Genomic DNA, 19,578 nt, shown 5'->3' on the forward strand with positions numbered 1-19,578 from the left:
CCAAAAATAAGGAATATTTGATAATAATTTAATAGAAAAATGTAAGGAGAATGACTTATAAATGTTTTATATGTAAAATAACGGAAAATTTACAATACAATAACACTTTCCGAATATCCAATGTTTATACTTTACCTTAAATTGAAAAATTATACTCGATTAAATATTTCCTAATTTTTAAGTTTTATTTCCAGGAGGAACGAGCATGAAAACAATGTATGAATACAACCGATCAGTGGCAAGAGGCGCAGCCATTACAGGAGAGTATCAATCCAGAAGGAACATCGCAGGTTTGCTGATAGAAGCTGCTGTAAAATCCTGCGATAAAGGGATTACAGTTATCAGGGACAATGGAATTGAGGAGTATCTTTCCTACCCTGTCCTCCTTGAAGAGGCTTTAAAACGGCTGGGAGGGCTGCAAAAACTGGGAGTTGCCAAAGGGGCGGTCATCCTTTTGGTTCTCAATGACAGTGCCGATTTTATTTTACACTTCTGGGCCTGTGTTCTGGGCGGATATGTTCCTGCCCCATTGGCCACACCGGCCTCCGTCAAAGCAAAAAACACACCGCTGGATAAAATCCTGGCGGTCTGGAGATTCATGAACAAACCTGTTATTCTCACCGGCGACTATCTTGCCGGAAAACAGAGGGAAATAGAAGAACTGTATGAAGAGAACGGTCTGGAAATGGTTGATTTCTCAAATTTGGATATAAGTAAAAACGGAACCATGGACCTATCCGGGCCGGAATCACTTGCCATTGTCCAGTACAGCTCCGGAAGTACAAGTACGCCGAAGGGTGTCATGCTGACTCATGAAAACCTGCTGGCAAATCTGGAGGCTATTATCAGAGCAGCCCGAGTTACAAAGGATGACAATATGCTTTCATGGATGCCTTTCCATCATGACATGGGACTCATCGGATTTCTATTGACTTCTGTTGCGGTCGGTTTGAATTTTTACGTTATGTCCCCTGTGCGTTTTATAAAAAAGCCGTGTTTGTGGCTGGACTTAATGGATAAGTACAGGATTACCCTTTCGGGTTCTCCTAATTTCGGGTACAGACTAGTTCTAAGGCAGTTGCAGGAAAAACTGTACAATTGGGACTTGAGCTCGGTAAGAGTTATTTTTAACGGAGCTGAGCCAATTTCGGTGGAACTGATGCAAGAGGTTACTCAGAAGCTGGCCCGGTACAAGTTGTCTGAAACCGCTATCCAGCCGGTCTATGGAATGGCAGAAGCTTGTCTTGCGGTCAGTTTTCCGCCATTGGATGAGATACCTGTCATTCACAGGGTGGACAGGTATCTGCTGGCCGGTGAAATGAAGGTCTATGAGAGCCGGGAAGCTTCCCGGACTATTTTATTTGCCGATGAGGGCTATCCGGTTCCGGGAGTGGAAATCAGAGTTATGGATGAAATGGGCCGGGCAGTGGCTGAAAACTCTATCGGAGAGATTCAGATCAAGGGACCTAACGTCACTTCCGGGTATTACAACAATCCTGCTCAGAACCTGAGATCCTTCCAGGAAGGCTGGCTGAAAACGGGAGACCTGGGATATATGTCAAAGGGCAGGCTTGTGGTGACAGGAAGAATCAAGGACGTGATATTTGTTAATGGACAGAATTATTATGCCCATGATATAGAAAACAAACTGGAAGTCTTCCAGAAAACCGAGGGCGGCAGAGTGGCCGTATGTGGAATGCATGACCACAGGGACGGCATGGAAAAGGTGGTGCTTTTCTCCAGTTTAAAACGGATTGAGGGGGATATAATGGAGTACTATCGCCGGATTCTCCAATTTATTAACGAAGAGACAGGTATTGTGATAGATTGCGTTGTACCTTTGTCTTCAATTCCTAAAACCACCAGTGGGAAAATCCAGAGGTTCAAAATGATTGAGGAATTTCTGGAAGGAAAGTATTCGGACTCGACTCTATACCCTCTTTCAGACAGTAGTTTGGCTATTAAAGCCGCCGCTTCTTCCGGAAATGATGCAATCTCGGTAAATCCTACCTCCAACCGGGAGGTTATCCGCAAAATATGGGCCGAGATCCTGGAAAAGCCTGCCCGAGAAATTACCGATACCGCTGCTTTTACCTCCATAGGGGGAACCTCCGTAAAAGCATTTCAAATGCTGGTGCTTTTGGAAGAGCGGCTTGAAATGGAATTTTCCCACGATATTTTAATCCAGTGCAGAACCATTGAGGATATGGATGAATACATCCGGATTAAGCGGGCAGGGTAGGGACATTTGTTTGAAGGGAGTTATGCATGTATCAATAATATATAAAAAGGATGTGGTAAAGTGTTAAAAAAAGCAGAAACAGGTAAAGTAATTAAAAGAGCAATAATAGGTGTTCTGGCGCTTGCTGTGGCGGGGGGGATATTTTTCGGGCTGAGATATTATATGCAGCTCCAGGAATACAAAAAAAGGATTGAAGGAATTGTTATTTCCCGGGTAGATTTATCAAATGTCAGAGACGGCAGCTACAGGGGTTCTTTCGACGCCATCTTTGTAGGAGCGGAAGTAGTAGTGCAGGTGAAAAATCATACCATTGAAAGCATTGACCTGGTCAAACATAAAAATGAAAGAGGTGCCAAAGCAGAGGCAATCGTGGATAAAATCATTTTAGAGCAGTCAGTAACGGTGGATGTCATATCCGGGGCCACCAATAGCTCGAAAGTTATTCTGAAAGCCGTGGAAAATGCATTGGAATCGCAAAAAGACAACCAATAAATACTTAATTGATTGATTTATTTAATTAACAATACCGGGGGTGAAAATTTTGAAAGATATACTTGTTAATAATGACCAGCTGCACAAAGCTTTACTGCAGGTGGTATCCAATGTGACAGGGCATGCAGTGGAGGACCTGGAGGAAGATTTATACCTGGAAGGAGATTTGGGGATGGATTCCATTAAAATGGTATCCCTTATGAATGAACTGATCCGGTTGGTACCTTCTGAGGAGAGGGAAGCTTTTCAACAGAAGCATCCTGCTTCCGATTTGATGTCGCTGGAAACCATCGGCGATCTTATGGGTTTGTTCGACGGTAAAGAAACGCAGCAGCAAAAGCAGATGGAACAGGAAGACAGTACCCCTTTTTCGGCTGAGGGTATCAGGTCGATGGTTTTGGGCAGTATTGCAGCAATTACAGGTCACAAGGAAAACCAACTGGAAGACGACTTGTTCCTGGAAGGGGATCTGGGAATTGACTCCATTAAGATGGTGTCCCTGATGAATGAGCTGATGAAGCTGGTTCCGGCAGATAAACGGGAGGAATTTACTTCCCTTCATCCCATATCCGGGTTGATGTCGGTTCAAACTGTCGGGGATGTTCTTGAAATTTTTGGTAAATGGGGGCTTGAGCAGTCAACAATTTCTTTAAATAACGGCGGGACGGCTGAAAAAGAAAAGGATTTCCAGCCCGAGTATCTGGAAATCCTGCATGCACAATATCCTTTTCTGGCAGCTTACTGGTCCGTTTCCAACATAACTATCGATTCCTGTGTAAAGATTCAGGGTGAATTCAACCTTCAGGTACTGGAGGATGCATGGGAATCGGTAATCATGAGCCATCCGATTTTACGCTCGGTTTTCGAAACCGAAGCCTCAGCAAGGCATTTTGGACATTACAGGCTCAGAATGCTCTCACACATTACACTTCCTGAAATTCCCGTTTATGATATAAGGAATATAAATGCTGAAGAAAAAGAGTTCTTTGTCATCGAACGGCTGGAGAAAGGCATTAATGGCAAATTTGATCTCTTTACCTGGCCCCTGCACCGCATGGAGATTGTCCTTTTTGATGAAGAATGTTTCGGGATACTATGCTTTTTTAATCATACGGTGACCGATGGACTGGGAAACCAGCAGTTCCTGCGGGAGCTTCTGGAGGCTTACGGAAAGAAACTCCGTGGGGAGGAGCTCAAATACGGTGGTTTTTTGCCTCAACAATACAACCAACTGGTAGACCGGATGAACCGTTGGAATTCTCCCGAAGAGTTAAGCCAAATGGAAAAGTATCTGAAAAGTCAGGGGAAGAGCAGGTACTTTTTTAATCCTCTCAGCAAAAAACTTTCAACAGAACCTTTCAATGCCGTAATCACAAAGACTTCCAAGTATTGGCTGGATGCCGGGACAACAAGCAGGCTCACACATTGCACTGCAATTTTTAAGACATCGTTGTTTGTTTTGCTGGTCAGTGCCTATGTCAAAACCATTGCCGGGTATGAAAAGTCCGGGAAAAGCATTATCCTGAATCTGCCTACCGGGGGCAAGGTCTATCCTGATGCCGATGCCACCGGAGTTCTGGGCTGCTTTGCACAAAATATGGCCCTAAGCTTTGATATTTCGTTGGCAGCCGGGCCATGGGAAACCCTGGTGGAACATGTCGGTGAACACATCAGAGGGGCTATAACCTCCGGCTTGGACCGGGCACAGGTTTTTTCGGCAGCCCGGAATGCCGTGACCCAGGAGACATTGGAAAATGGGAAAATGAGTCCGTCGGTTGCGGCATTTATCAGGCAGACTATTAAATCCAACCTGTACCTTTCCTATGTCGGTAATACCGGCTTGAAGGAGCAGTATGACGAACTGAAGGTCTGCGATTATGAAGCATACACCTGCACCAATCCGGGAACCATTGACAATCTTGTGGAGCTCTTTCACGGGAGGCTTTTGATCACATCAAATTATGACAGCGGTTTCTTTGACCGCTCCTTTATAGATGAATTTATGCAGGAATACATCAAAAATATCAGGGAACTGGCAGGATTATCAGAGCAGGCTGATACAAAATCAAATGAAACGGTATTGACGTTAGCCCCTTCCTATAGTGATAAAATAAAGCAGCTGTTTGAAGAGGTTTGCCTGCGCAACATATCGCAGCAGGATTTTAGCAGGGACCTGGACGGAGAATTGGGAATGGATTCACTGCAAAGGATACGTTTCATTGCCGGATTGTCCAGGCAGATACCGGGATTGGACAAAAATGCCATATTCACATGCCGGACACTTTCAGAAATCGTTAATACGGCAGGAAATGGTCCGGATAACATAAATATAATTCAAGCTGAGATTCCGTATTTACAAATTGTGGAGCAATGCAAAAAAACACCTGAAGCAGTTGCAATCAAGTTCGGAAATCAGAAATTAACATACCGTGAACTGCATGACAGCTCCAATAAGCTGGCAAACTGTCTGCGATCCCGGGGAATCAGGGCTGGCAGCTTTGTCGGTATTCTGACCTTGCCGGGTCCTTTCATGCTGATGGGGATGCTGGGTATTTTGAAAGCGGGAGCAGCATATATACCTGTTGATCCTGTTTACCCTGCAGAGCGTATAGAGTATATCATCAACCATTCCAAAATGGAGGTGCTGGTGACTGAACAGGAGTTAAATACACAGCTGGCTGTGTTGCTTGACAGGTTTGCCCATCTCAGGACAGTGGTTTGCATGGATGAAGGAGCTGAAGAGGTTTCCAGCGGGCAGATCCGCAGGATAACGCGCAGGGAATGGATGGCCTTCCCTGCTGCCGAACCGGTGTATGAAAGCAGCCCGGACGATTTGATGACAGTGTTGTATACTTCCGGTTCCACCGGTAAACCCAAAGGGGTAATGTTAAACCACCGGGGTTATATGAATCGTTTGGTCTGGCATCAGAAGACCTTCCGGGTGAAACCGGGAGAATGTGTGGCCCAAAGGACTTCCTGCTGTTTTGATATCTCGGTGTGGGAGCTATTCTGGCCGCTTATGTACGGTGCGGCAGTTTGCCCCGTCAGGAAGGATATCGTCCGGAATCCCTGGAAACTGGCACAATGGATGGAAGATAACGAAATCAGCATTATGCATTTTGTACCCTCACTATTCGGAGAATTTGTCAATGCACTGGAAGATGATCAATATACCTTTAAAAAATTAAGATGGCTGATATTCAGCGGGGAAGCATTACCTATGTCCCTGATACAGAAATGGATGGACAGGTACGGTACGTCAACCGGGCTGGCGAACCTGTATGGTCCTACAGAAGCCTCAATAGACGTGACCTGTCACATCATCGATAAGCGTCCCGGCCTGGACGGAGAAACCAGCATACCGATAGGCAAACCTATCGACAATGTATATATCCGGAATCTTGACCATAATATGCGGGAGCTTCCCGAAGGAGAGCTGGGTGAACTCTGGATAGGAGGTATACAGCTGGCAAAGGGGTATTTACATAATCCTGAAAAAACCGCCGAAGTTTTTAAACAAAATCCATTCCCTGAAATTCCCGGTGAATTTCTCTACAAAACCGGAGATCTAACTGTGAGAAAACCTGACGGAAGCTATGAATTCCATGGACGGGCTGATCATCAGGTTAAAATTCGCGGTTTCCGTATCGAATTGGGTGAAATCGAGGCGGTATTATCAACTGTTCCCGGGATTAGTGAGGCAGCGGTGACCATGATGGAAGAACCGGAAGGCTCAGGTCGGAAATTCCTTGTTGCCTGGTTGGCAGGAATACGGTTGGAGGATAGGAAAGTGAAGGAGAGTATCTCCCGAAAGCTTCCCGAATACATGATTCCCCACAGGTTTCAATGGCTGGAGTGCCTGCCGAAAAATCCAAACGGGAAATTGGACAGAAAGGCACTTTCTGCGGATAAAGCCAGCAGGTTTGACTCTGCGGGCCTCGCTGTTCCGGCGGCAGAGTCCTCAAATATCCAAACCAGGCAGGATGCCGGGCCTGGGGGACTTCTTGCCCTGACACCGGCACAAAGCTGGCTGATGACTTATTTTGACTATCCATACAGTTGGACCGGATACACACGGTTTTTATACAAAATGCCTTTAGACCTGGAACTTTTTAATCGTGCGCTCAACGAGCTGGTAAACCGGCATACTTCTCTGCAATGCATATTTGTTCAGGAAAACTCCAGATGGTATCAGAAAATCATCACTCATAGAGAAATTTTGACAGCAGCTGTATATGACGCCGGTTCAATGGAACCGGTTGAGCGGGAGGAGGCTATGCGGAATTTGGTCAGGGAGACGGTCTCGGGTTTCAGTGTAGAACAGTGGCCTCTGCTCAAGGTAATAATTCTACGGGTGTCCGATTCGCTTTATGATATTGCAGTAGTAGGGCATCATTTGATTTCCGATATGCTGACCAACCATCTTCTATTCAGAGAAATCTGGAGAATATACAGTCAATTGCTCTCAAATCCCAATTTATCAGATATTCATAACCTGGATCAATATACGGATTACATCCAATTGACAGAGTCTGCAAAGTCGGAAAACATGGAAAGCTATCTGGAATATTGGAGAGAAAAGTTCCCAAGTCCTGATTCGGCATTTCTGCTGCCGGCAGATTTCACCAAAGGACCGAATAATGAAGGCTCTGCGCAGATGGTGCATTTCGAATTGGATAAGGAAAGTACGGCACTGCTGACAGGAAAGTTAAAAAAAGAAATGAATGCCGGTGTATATTCCTTGCTGATGGCTCCGTTATACAGGATGCTGGCCCGAAAAACCGGAAGGGAAAAGGTGGTGGTGGGCCACAGGGTACATGGAAGAGATATTGGAAACGGGAGAACATTTCTGCATACTGCCGGAAATTTCGCAGTTAATTATCCGCTCGCCGTGCAGGTTGATCCTGAAGCCGGCTGGGCCGAAGCTGTGGAACAATTTCAGCGTGAGATGTCTAGGGTACCCTTGAACGGGATCAGCTATGATCTTTGTGCCGAGATGTTCCCCATGTATCTGTACCCCGATATAAAACTTGCCGGCATCAGGGCTAATTATCTCGGAATTACCGATACAATGGCCCATCAGACCTTTGAATTCCCAAAAGAGGATATGGACCGGAGGTATTCATCACCGGATCAAAAGAGAATCTCAATACTGGAATTCTTCTTCAGAGTGGAGGAAAAGAAACTGAAGCTTTCCATAGAGTATTCCGGCAACATGTTCAGGGCCGAAACGGTTACCGCTCTGGGCACACAATATATGGATGCTCTGAAAGAATTGATTGCCTCCTCTGGAAGGAGGCAGGCCGGTGCTCCGGCTGTACATCTCCACAGGCAGGCCGGCGCGCTGGACCGGAAGGTAGCCCTTGTCACAGGCGGTGGAAGAGGAATCGGAAGAGCAATATCACTATCCCTGGCAAAGGAGGGTGCCAGTGTTGCCATCATGGCCAAAACGGTAAGCCAGCTGGAAGAGACCATGGCCCAGATCCGGAATTCGGGCGGAGATGTATTGGCACTTCCCGGTGACATCACCGATGAACTTGCTGTTAAGGGCCTGATAAAGGAAGTTATTCAGAGGTATGGCAAAATCGATATTCTGGTGAATAATGCCGGAATTACAAAAATGATGCCTGTACTGACTACTCCTCCGGAGGAATGGAAGAAAATAGTGGAGGTCAATCTTTTCGGAACCTATAATTTGTGTTATTCAGTTATTCCACATATGATAAGGCAGAAATCGGGAAAAATCATCAACATCGGCTCCGATTCCTCCTTCATCGGCTATCCTCTTATGAGTGCCTATGCCGCATCAAAACATGGAATTCTGGGCATTACCAGGTCGCTTTCCGAAGAGTTGAAGAATTACAATATACAGGTCAATGTGATCTGCCCTGCCATGGTCAATACCGATATGGCACCTGCCGCTTTCAGGTCAAGAGCAATAGATCCCTCTCAGGTTGCGGAGGTTGCGGTGTTCCTTGCATCTCAGAAATCCAACAGCATCACCGGTGAGGCACTGAAGGTTTACGGAAACCAGGATATGAACTGGTTCGGAGCTCAACATGCAGGACTTCTGAAATCTATACTATAAAATTTGCGGAGAATAAAATGAATCAGGATAACTTGAAATCAAAACATGTTATGGCATTGTACTTTATTCTGGCACTTTTGATCGGTTGTGCAATGGGGATCATCAACCCCATTGCAACAACCCATATGACAACCTGCAATACATCAAGTGTCTGGATTGGAGTTATATCTTCGGCCTATTTTGTGTTCCTTTCCATAGGAGCCATACTGTCGGTACTTAAATTAAAAGGGAAAAATGTAAAGAGCCTCATGATAGCCGGATTAATTACTGCGGCGGTATGTGCGGCACTGTTTCCTGTGTTGAATAATATTATCCTTTGGCTGTTACTTATGGCTTTAATGGGGATTGGAATCAGCTTTAATATGACAGGTGTGCAGGCAATCCTGCACAGTGTATCAAATAAAAACAACCGTGGAGTTGTCAGCGGCTTATACAGCTTTTTTTTTGCAGTGGGTTTTATCGTCAGCTCTGTAATCGGACCGGCTATTTATGAAGCGGTTTCCTGGGCGGCATTCCTCGTCGGAACAGCTTGCCTTGTGATAGATGCGGCATTGGTATACTTTTTTGTAAAGTATGTCGTAACAATTCCGGTAGCACTGGAAGAAAGAATCATTCACAAAATTCAGCTTCCGCTCTTTAGTGCCTTTGTCTATGGATTCTCCGAAACTACCTTGGTGACTATGTATCCAATGTTTTTGATCAATCAGCATTACGATTTAAAGAAGATGGGTTTTTTCCTTGCGGTTTTTGTGGTGGGCAGCCTGGTTGGAATACTGCCTGTTACCCTGCTGTCCGACCGGGCCGGAAGAAAAAAGATACTGGCAGGGTGTATGGCATTGTCTTGTTTTGCCGTCCTTGGGATTGTCCTGTTCGGGGGTTATGAGTCCCGTCTGTTCTTTTCCTTTTTTTCCGGTTTTGTAATCGGACCGCTTTATCCGCTGTCGCTGGCCCTGTCGGTTGAGGAGGTCAAAGAAAATGATCTGGCTTCGGCTACCTCGTTTTTTACATTTTCCTACGGTTTCGGGTCGGCTGCAGGTCCATTTATGACATCACTTTTAATATACCTTTACGGTGACAAACATATTTTCACCATGTGCCTTGTGCTTTTTTTCGCCTTCCTCATATATTTAACCTTTAAGACGTTCCAGGAAAAATTCAACAGCTTGTATGCAAAGGGGGAATTGAAAAATGAAAAAACCAAAAAAAGAAAGTTTGACCAATAACAGTCAGGAGACTTCAAAGGCTTGCAGGGAAATTGCCGTGATAGCGGCAGCCTGCCGATTTCCGGATGCCGACACACCCGAAGCCTTCTGGGACAATATTGTAAATGGAAGGTGCAGTTTCAAGGAAGTTCCTTCAGACCGGTGGAGCATCGAGCAGCATTACAGTCCTGAACCGGTCTTTGGAAAGACCGGTTGTAGGACCGGGGCATTTATTGAGGATGTATACGGCTTTGAACCCGAAATGTTTAACATTGACGACAGGGAAGCGGCCATTATGGACCCTCAGCAAAGGATCATGCTGGAATTGTTTCATGAGCTTGTGGAAAGGGCAGGATACAGCAAAGGCGAAATGGAAAAGAAATTGGTAGGCCTGTACCTTAGTCCGGGTGTGAACCAATTTTACGAATTTCACCTCAATACACTCCAGATGGAGAAGTTTCAGGAATTTAACAGTTTCTCGGCACTTTCGGATAAACAGCAAACTGAAATTATGGAGGAATGGAAGAACAGATTTGGAAAAACCGAACCCCATCCCAACATTCTGGTAGATAATATTCCCAATATGGTGGCATCCAGAATATCCCAGGAATTTAATCTCAAAGGGCCCAGTATTGTAGTGGATACGGCCTGTTCCTCGGCGCTTGTGACCATCCACCTGGCATGTGAAGCAATACAGCGCGGGGAGTGTGATATGGCTGTTGCAGGTGGTATTAATCTCCTGCTGACACCAACACCTTATCTGTATTTCAGTTATGCGGGGGCTCTTTCCAACAGGGGAGAATGCCGTGTTTTTGATGCCGGAGCCGACGGTTTCGTGCCCGGAGAAGGGGCTGGAATGGTCATGCTAAAAGCATTTGATAAAGCGGTGGCTGATGGAGACCGGATTCTGGGTGTCATCAAGGCCAGCATGATAAATAACGATGGCCGTTCCATCGGTGTTATGGCCCCAAACCCCGACGGACAAAGGGAGGTCATTGAAGCACTTTATAAAAAATACGGAATGAACCCGTGCGATATACAGTATGTGGAAGCCCACGGTACCGGCACGGCTATCGGCGATCCAAGTGAAATACGGGCACTGGCCAAAGCCTTTGGCACCTGGGGGCCGCAGAAACAGTCCATTGCTATAGGTTCGGTAAAAGCCAATATCGGACATTTATTGAATGCTGCCGGAATCGCCAGCTTTATCAAGGTGCTGATGGCATTGAATTATGGTATAAAGCCGCCGGTGGTCAATGTAAACACACCAAATCCGCTTATCAAATTTGAACAGACACCTTTTAATATGCTCAGGGAAGCCCGGGAGTGGAAAAAACCCAGGGGTAAAAAACGTACGGCTGCCATTAATTCCTTTGGGTTTGGAGGAACCAACTGCCACATGGTATTGGAGGAGCCGCCCGAAACAGCAAATCATTCTCTTCCTGAAACGGTACCGGCGGCAGATGGTATTTTGTGCATTTCCTCCCACAGTGAAGAATCACTGTATGCAAAAATTCAAAACCTGGCAGCAGATATGGAGGTCCACCCTGAGTATAGGCTGGAGGACATTTGTTTCACCTTGAGTAACAGGGAGAATTACGGAAAATACCGTTATTCCACTGCAGCCTCCTCCTGTGAAGAACTTCTGGGCAGGTTAAAAAATGCTGCCTGCACAGGTTTTTTGGAAAAGAGACAGATCAGGACAGCGTTCATGTTTACAGGGCAGGGGTCTCAGTATGTCGGCATGGGAAAAGAACTGTATGAGTGCCTTCCAGGTTTCAGAGACATTCTGGACCAATGCTCGGATGCATTTAAACCCCATCTTGATAATTCCATTACAGACCTGATTTTCGGTATAAAAGCCGACGAACCGGTTTTGTCGCAAACCGGGATAACCCAGCCGGTGGTTTTTTCAATGGATTATGCAATCGGTAAATACTTAATGTCACTGGGTATACAACCGGCGTATATGATGGGCCACAGCCTCGGAGAATGGGTGGCGGCATGCCTGGCAGGTTGCGTCAGCCTCAGGGATGCCGCTGGTTTGGTTGCCCTGCGCGGCAGACTGATGCAGGAATTAAAGGCGGAGGGCTCAATGGCGGCTGTATTTGCTCCTGCCGGCAAGGTGGAAGAGCTCATAGCACCATTCCGGGACAGATTATGGATCGGGGCCTATAACGCAACGCATCAGGTTGTGTCGGGATATTCCCATACTCTGGAGGAATTTGCCGGCCTGCTTCAAAAAAACGGTATTGTCTGCAAAAAGCTCAAGGTATCCCAGGCCTTCCATACCCCGTTAATGAACCCCATGCTGGAGATATTTGAAGAAGCGCTGAACAAGGTTGAATTTTGTCGGCCCGTCATTCCTATTATTTCAAATGTCACCGGTGATGTGATGACCGAAGTACCAGGTGCCGTCTATTGGACGAAACATATCCTCAGCGCGGTCAAATTCGAACAGAGTGTGAAACGTGCCGGGGAAATGGGTGTCAACAGCTTTGTAGAGGTGGGGCCGGATAAAATATTGTCGGGTATGGCCCGGGGTGCAGTGGACCGGAAGGATATCCTGATACTGGAGACACAGGACAGGAAAAAGAAAGGGCTTAACGTTCTTCTCAACACGCTTGGCAGTATGTACGGCAACGGTTTAAATTTGGATTTGAAAAAGCTTGATTACAATAGTAAACCCCGGGTTCTGCCATTGAGTACGTATCCATTCAAACATAGGGCTTTTAAACCGGATTTTGGCAGCTCGGGCAGCACAGCCGTGTTTAAAAAGCTGTTCCATCAATGGGCATGGGATAGGGAGGAACGGATAGAGGAGCAGATTGACAGGAACGGTTCCTTAATTATATTACATGACGGAAACCTGAAGGATATTCTTTCGGAGTGGCAGAATTTGAATTACAGCAAAATTTTTCAGGTTGTTTCCGGCAGGGAATATAATTTTGACGGGGATGGGTTTTTCACCGTGAATCCGGGCAATTCAGCCCACTTTAAGAAAGTTCTTGAAAATATTCCGGAACAGCAGGTCAACGTACTCCACCTGTGGAATTGTCAGCAGGAATGCTGCAATCCGCAGGAAATATTGGCAAACGATACACTGCTGGAACAGGGGGCTTTCAGCCTGATACACCTTGGAAAGGCCCTTGCTGAACGGGCAGGGAAGTCAAGGGTAATGGTTGTAACCAATCGCATGTCCCCGGTTATGGAAGGAGATACTTCACAAAATCCTCATCAGTTTATGGCAGCAGCTTTAGGACTTGCTGCAGACCAGGAAAATAACGGAATTGAATTATGTGTGCTTGACCTGGACAGAGCCGAGTATCCCTCCGGAAAAGAACTGCTGGAGGCTGCCGTCAGCGAATTAAACTCCGGGTTTCCGGACGAATCAATGGCAGCTGTGCGCAAGGGATGCAGATATGTCCGTAAACTTCAAAAGCTGGATGAGAGCATTCAGCAGCAGGAAGTGGAATTCATTGACGGAGAAACCTATTTGGTCACCGGCGGAACCGGCCCGGTAGCGGGTGAAATTTGCAGGGTGCTTGCAGGGCAGGCAAAGCTGAATCTGATATTAACCGGCAGAAAACCATTGCCTGAGGGAGAAAAGGCTGTATCATCGGATGCTGATCCTTCAATTGCAGATAAGCTGGAGGTACTCAAGTCCATTGAGCAGGCTGGTTCAAAAGCCGTCTATTATCCGGTTGATGTCAATGATCCGGAACAAATGAAGGAATTGATCCAAACCGTTAACCGGGAATGGGGACCTGTCAATGGAGTGGTTCATGCCGCGGGTTTATGGGATGCGTCCTCCTTCCAGCTTCTGTCCAAGGAACTTGATATAATTAAAAAGGTACTGCAGCCGAAGGTTCAGGGAACAATTATCACTGATCTGGTTACCAGGGATCAGCCCTTAAAATTTTTTGCAGCGCTGTCCTCGGTTTCTGCCTCCAGAAAATTGTGGTCTGCAGGACTTGGAGACTATGCAGCTGCCAACGCTTTCTTAGATGGCTACGCATATTATAGAAATTCAGTTGGTGCTCCCGGAAAGACAGTGGCATTAAACTATTCATTATGGGCTGAGAAGGGCATGGTTCAAAAATTCGGGGATGCAACGCTTTTGGCTGTCAAGGCCCAGGGGCTCAATCCCTTGAAAGCCGAAACAGCAGCTGCTGCCTTTCTTCCGGCCCTTCAGTTTAAGCAGGAAAGTGTTATTCACATTCTGGACCTGATCCCGGCTACCGGAAAAAGCCCAAACTTGCCGGTAATAGAGAAAATGGCAACTGACAAAAGTTTTTCAAGGGGAGACAGTGTCCTGCCTGTTAAGAATGTAAGGGGCCAGGTATTGAATTTGATTGCGGGCTATCTGGATATCCCGGAAGGCCAGCTTGATATATCCGCCAACTTCATGGAAATCGGACTGGATTCCATAGGTGCAACCCGGATGATCAGCGACATAAGCCGCCTGCTGAACATGGAGCTGTATCCTACTCTGGTATTTGAGTACCAGACTCCCGAGGAATTGATACGATATATTGAGAATACCTTGAAACAGGCCGGAGAATCAGGCAGTCCCGCTGAAACGAAATCCGGTCAGGCCGGTGAGGCAGCTCATGGAGCGGAAGATGATGATATTGCTATTATCGGCATGAGCTTGCGGGTGCCGGGTGCCAATACCCTTACGGAGTACTGGGATATTATAAAGGAAGGAAAGTGTGTCATAGGGGATATCCCTGCCGAACGCTGGGATGCGGAAGAATTCTACAGTACCGATTCCGGCTCTGCTCATACCATGTATAGTAAAAAAGGTGGTTTTATCCGTAATCCTTATGATTTTGACCCCTTGTTTTTCGGAATCTCACCCAACGAAGCAGAAGTAATGGATCCGCAGCAGCGTATTTTTTTGATGGTGGCATGGGAAGCCCTTCAATCTGCCGGTTACGGGGGAAAACACTGTACAAACCGCATAGGAGTATTTGCAGGCACAGAGCAGAATACATATATGGAACATTTTGCAGGCTACAATTCATATATGCGGATTAAGAGAAAATTGGGCGAGAATGAAGCTTTTAAGAGTCTGGAGAAAGACAAGCAGGAAAAGATATTGTCAGGTATTCTTAACACACTTGAACCGGCTAAAATGGTTGCCGATGCGGCGGCAGGTAACGGTCTTAATGAAATAGCCGCAAGGGTCAGCCACTGCCTGAACCTGACCGGACCCAGCCTGATTGTCAATTCAGCCTGCTCCTCCTCTCTTGTGGCGGTACACCTTGCCTGTGAAAATTTGCGCTCCGGTCAGGCCGATATGGCAATTGCCGGAGGAGTTAATCTTAATCTGAATCCCACTCCCTTCATCTGCTTGAGCCGTGTGACGGCGCTATCTCCAACGGGAGCCTGCTATCCCTTTGATAGCAGGGCGGATGGTCTGGTACTTTCCGAAGGGACGGGGGCTGTACTGCTTAAACCTTTAAAAAATGCAGTACAGGATAAGGACTTCATTTATGCGGTTATTAAAGGCTCTGCAATTAATAATGACGGCCGATCACAGGGAATAACGGCGCCAAGGCCCCAGGGTCAGGCCGAAACCATTAGAAACGCTTACCTGAAGGCCGGAATAAATCCCGAAACCGTTTCGTACATCGAGACCCATGGTACAGGTACGCCGTTGGGAGATCCTATTGAGGTTGAGGGAATGACTCTTGCAATGAGAACCTTTACCGATAAAAAAACTTTTTGCGGTATAGGATCAGCCAAAGCAGCCATTGGCCATATGCTGTCGGCAGCGGGCATCGTCAGCCTGATCAAGGTTGTTCTGGCCCTTAATAACAGAATGCTTCCCCAAACGGTGAATTTTGACCGGCCAAACCCCAATATCAACTTTGAAAGCTCTCCCTTTTATGTAATCAGCAAGGCACCGAAGAAATGGGAGAGTACGGGGGACTTCCCCAGGAGAGCGGGTGTCAATGCTTTTGGGTTTGGAGGGACCAACGCTCATGTGATCCTGGAGGAGGCACCGGAAACAGAAGCGGAGCAGGAAGCTGGTGAGAAAACGCCATATATTCTTACACTAACCGGAAGAAATGAAAAAGTGATAAAAATAATTGCCGCCAAATTAAAGGATTACGTGATCCAAAGCGGTGTGGATGCAGGCTCTGTCTGCTATACCATGAATAATGCGCAAAAGGAAATGTCCTTTAAGCTGGCAGCCACAATCAGTAATAAAGAGGAACTGCTTGAGACTTTGGAAGCCATTGAAAATGGTAATTTGCAAGGCAATATTTTTAAAGGCCGTTCCAACCCCAACAGAGAAATGCCTGTTTATCTTGTGATGCAGGATGAAGAGCCATTAAGTGAAGGCCTTGTTGACACAATCGGGAAACGGTACAGGATATTTGGCGAAGCTTATGGGAGGTGCATGGACATATGCACTGAATGTGCGGACACCAGGGATGGGATTGTTCATGACAGGGTCAGGTTATTTTCCTTCCATTATGCTGCCGGTGTTCTGCTGCATGATTTTGATGTTGTACCGTCAGGCATTTTTACAGGAGGAACAGGAATTGCTGCAGCAATGGCGTTAACAGGAATTGTTTCACTAAAGCAAGCAGCTGCCATGGTTTGTGAGATAAACCCCGTTGCTGAGGAGCCGGAAGGAATAACTGCGGCTTTGTTCGGCAACTGTGAGGTAATCACGGAGCAGGGTCCGGTCTCAAACGAAAATCTTGTCTGGTATGTGCAAAACCGGGAGATTTACAATTTCAAAGTCAACGCAGGATGGATCAATTCCTCGGCAGGTAAGGATGATGCTCTGATTTTTATAAAGTCAAACTGTGAAGACCTGAAACAATACAATAGTAAGGCCTTCGGAATGTTTTCCAAAGATCTGTCGGAACCATTATCCGAGGAGCCTGTGCATAGGCTTCTGGCAGGTTTATATACCTGCGGAGCCAGATTCAATCCGGGGAGGCTCTACGGAAAAAATACCCGAAGGATACCTCTGCCCACATATCCATTTGAATATCAAACCTATAAGGTTTCCTTCAAGGATGATTCATTGGTTAATACTGCCGAAGCAGAAACAGTGGTCCGGCCTGTTCCGGTTCAGACCGCCGTCCGGCATGAAAGTAAACCTGTCCCATCAGTATTGCAGCTGGTGAAAATGGAAAAGCTTCCTGTTATGGATCCGGAGGAGAGGAAAAGAAGTCTGGAAATGCTGAAGGCAGATTTACTGCGTATTCCATAGGTACACCGGCAACAGTGCAGTTTGTGCCGTCAGTCAGCCTGGAATTTTTCAAGTACCATGGACAAGAAACACAGACAATGCAATAAAAGCAGGGTCTGTGTTTCTTTAATTATTTTCGTTTTTTCAGGTTTTCAGTTTGTTTACATTTTTGATATAAGTTTTGTTCTTTACGTCTTTTATGTTAAAATTAATTTATATGTTGATTACCTATTGAATGATCTCTGGAGGTAGGCTTGAATTTAATTGCTTTTGAAGATTTAAAAAATAAATCCATCAGATATGTCAAGGGAGTTGGAGAATCCAGACTGTCACTTTTTGAGAAACTTGACATCAGATCGGTATATGATCTTCTGACCTATTATCCCAGGGATTATGAAGACAGGAGCAGGATAAAAAACATAGCCGATCTTGAACCTGGGGAAGTCTGCTCTTTTGAGGGTACGGTGGTTTCAAATGTAAGTGAGGCCAGGCCAAGAAGGGGTATGGTGATATCGAAAGTTTCGGTGCGGGACAGTACCGGTAAAATAACTGCGGTATGGTTCAACCAGCAATATGTTAAGAATTCACTTGCAGTGGGTTCAAATTATATTTTTTATGGGAAAGCCGACAGAAAATTAAACAAGCTTCAGATTGTAAACCCGGTATTTGAATTGGTTGGCAGCGACGATATGAAGAAGAGCCTGAAAATATTCCCAGTATATCCTTCCACTAAAAATCTGGGACAGAATGTAATAAGAGTTATCATGCAGGAGGCACTAAAAACTCTTGACGGCACACAAATGGAGGACATGCTGCCCGGGAATATAAGAAAAAAGTACAACCTTTCCGGATTTGTTGAATGCATAAAGCAGATACATTTTCCCGAATCCTTTGCACAAAAGGAAGAGGCAAGATACAGGCTGGTTTTTGAAGAGCTTTTCATGCTCCAGCTTGGTCTGCTCAATTACAAAAGCCTTGCGGCCGATTCCGGTTTTGGCATACGCTTTCACAAACCTCCTGAAATGGATTCTTTCCTGCAAGCACTGCCTTTTGAGCTGACTGCTGCACAGAAAAGAGTTATGTATGAAGTTGAAAAGGACATGGAAAGCGAGAATGTAATGAACAGACTGGTACAGGGGGACGTAGGTTCAGGTAAGACAATAATTGCCGTGCTGGCCCTGTTCAAGGCTGTGAAATGCGGATACCAGGGCGCACTGATGGTGCCCACTGAAATTTTGGCTGAACAGCATTTTAAATCTATAAAACCTTTATTTGAGAAGTATAATATCTCTGTAGAGCTCCTGTCCAGCAGTCAGCCAAAGAAGCAAAAGCAATGGGTTTTTGAGGGCTTGAGTGAGGGCAGTATAGATGTTGTTATTGGAACACATGCCCTGATAGAGACTGCGGTACAATTTCAAAAACTGGGGCTGGTAGTGACCGACGAACAGCACCGGTTCGGTGTCCGCCAGAGAACCATACTTGCCGAAAAGGGGCAGAATCCGGATGTTCTGGTCATGACTGCCACTCCTATACCGCGGACACTGGCGCTTATACTTTATGGGGATCTGGACATTTCCATAATAGACCAGCTGCCTCCGGGCAGAAAGCCCATTAAGACTTATACGGTGAATGAGGCTATGAGAGAACGTATAAATAAATTTATAAGGGAAAAGGTTATGGAGGGCCGACAGGTATACATTGTCTGTCCGCTGGTTGAGGAATCCGAGGAAATAGAGGCAAAATCGGCTGTTATTACAGCCGAGGAAATAAGCAATAATGTTTTTAAAGATCTGAAAGTGGGGATAATACACGGCAAAATGAAAGCTGCAGAAAAGGAAGCCATTATGAAGAGCTTTGTTGCCGGCGAAATCAGTATCCTGGTATCCACCACCATAATCGAAGTGGGAGTGAATGTGCCCAATGCCACGCTCATGGTAATAGAAAATGCCGAAAGATTCGGACTGGCACAGCTGCACCAGTTGAGGGGAAGAGTGGGCAGGGGAGCCGAACAATCCTACTGTGTTCTTTTTAATCAGTCAAAATCCCAGGTTTCACGTGAACGTATGAAAATAATGTCACAATCCAATGACGGTTTTGTAATTTCTGAAAAGGATCTCGAAATCAGGGGGCCCGGTGATTTTTTCGGAACAAAGCAGCACGGCCTGCCTGAATTGAAAATTGCAAACCTGTACAGGGATATTGAAGTACTGAAGCTTGCCCAGGAAAGTGCCAAAGAACTGCTGGAGCTTGATCCGGGACTTAAAGGGAATAAAAAGCTGAAGGGATACCTGTCCAATTACTTCGGAGAAAAAGTAACACTAGCATAAATAAA

At 46.0% G+C, this 19,578-nt stretch carries 6 protein-coding genes; all 6 read left to right on the forward strand.

What is annotated here, in order from left to right; all coding sequences use genetic code 11:
• Positions 1-205: 205 nt before the first annotated feature.
• The 6 genes from T344_RS0105015 to recG all read left to right on the forward strand — a co-directional run bounded on the left by T344_RS0105015 (position 206) and on the right by recG (position 19,573).
• A complete protein-coding gene (locus T344_RS0105015; protein ID WP_027627794.1) occupies positions 206-2,242 on the forward strand; it encodes a non-ribosomal peptide synthetase in 2,037 nt (678 codons plus the stop codon).
• Positions 2,243-2,302: 60 nt separating this feature from the next.
• The gene (locus T344_RS0105020; RefSeq protein WP_027627795.1) at positions 2,303-2,734 is read left to right on the forward strand and encodes an FMN-binding protein; all 432 of its coding nucleotides are present in this window, start codon (positions 2,303-2,305) and stop codon (positions 2,732-2,734) included.
• Positions 2,735-2,774: 40 nt separating this feature from the next.
• Positions 2,775-8,822 carry a non-ribosomal peptide synthetase gene (locus T344_RS0105025; protein ID WP_242842028.1) on the forward strand — a complete coding sequence of 2,016 codons (6,048 nt, stop codon included), beginning with the start codon at positions 2,775-2,777 and terminating at the stop codon, positions 8,820-8,822.
• 17 nt (positions 8,823-8,839) lie between these two features.
• Positions 8,840-10,045, forward strand: coding sequence for an MFS transporter (locus T344_RS27615; RefSeq protein ID WP_051571588.1), 1,206 nt, complete (start codon positions 8,840-8,842; stop codon positions 10,043-10,045).
• Complete coding sequence (locus T344_RS27620) at positions 10,011-17,267, forward strand: type I polyketide synthase (protein WP_034860614.1); 7,257 nt, start codon at positions 10,011-10,013, stop codon at positions 17,265-17,267. The genes T344_RS27615 and T344_RS27620 overlap by 35 nt, the downstream gene beginning before the upstream one ends.
• A gap of 233 nt (positions 17,268-17,500) precedes the next feature.
• Positions 17,501-19,573 carry an ATP-dependent DNA helicase RecG gene (recG, locus tag T344_RS0105040; protein ID WP_034860615.1) on the forward strand — a complete coding sequence of 691 codons (2,073 nt, stop codon included), beginning with the start codon at positions 17,501-17,503 and terminating at the stop codon, positions 19,571-19,573.
• Positions 19,574-19,578 lie beyond the last annotated feature (5 nt).

It is taken from the genome of Ruminiclostridium cellobioparum DSM 1351 = ATCC 15832, from assembly GCF_000621505.1.
Taxonomy (GTDB): domain Bacteria; phylum Bacillota; class Clostridia; order Acetivibrionales; family DSM-1351; genus Ruminiclostridium; species Ruminiclostridium cellobioparum.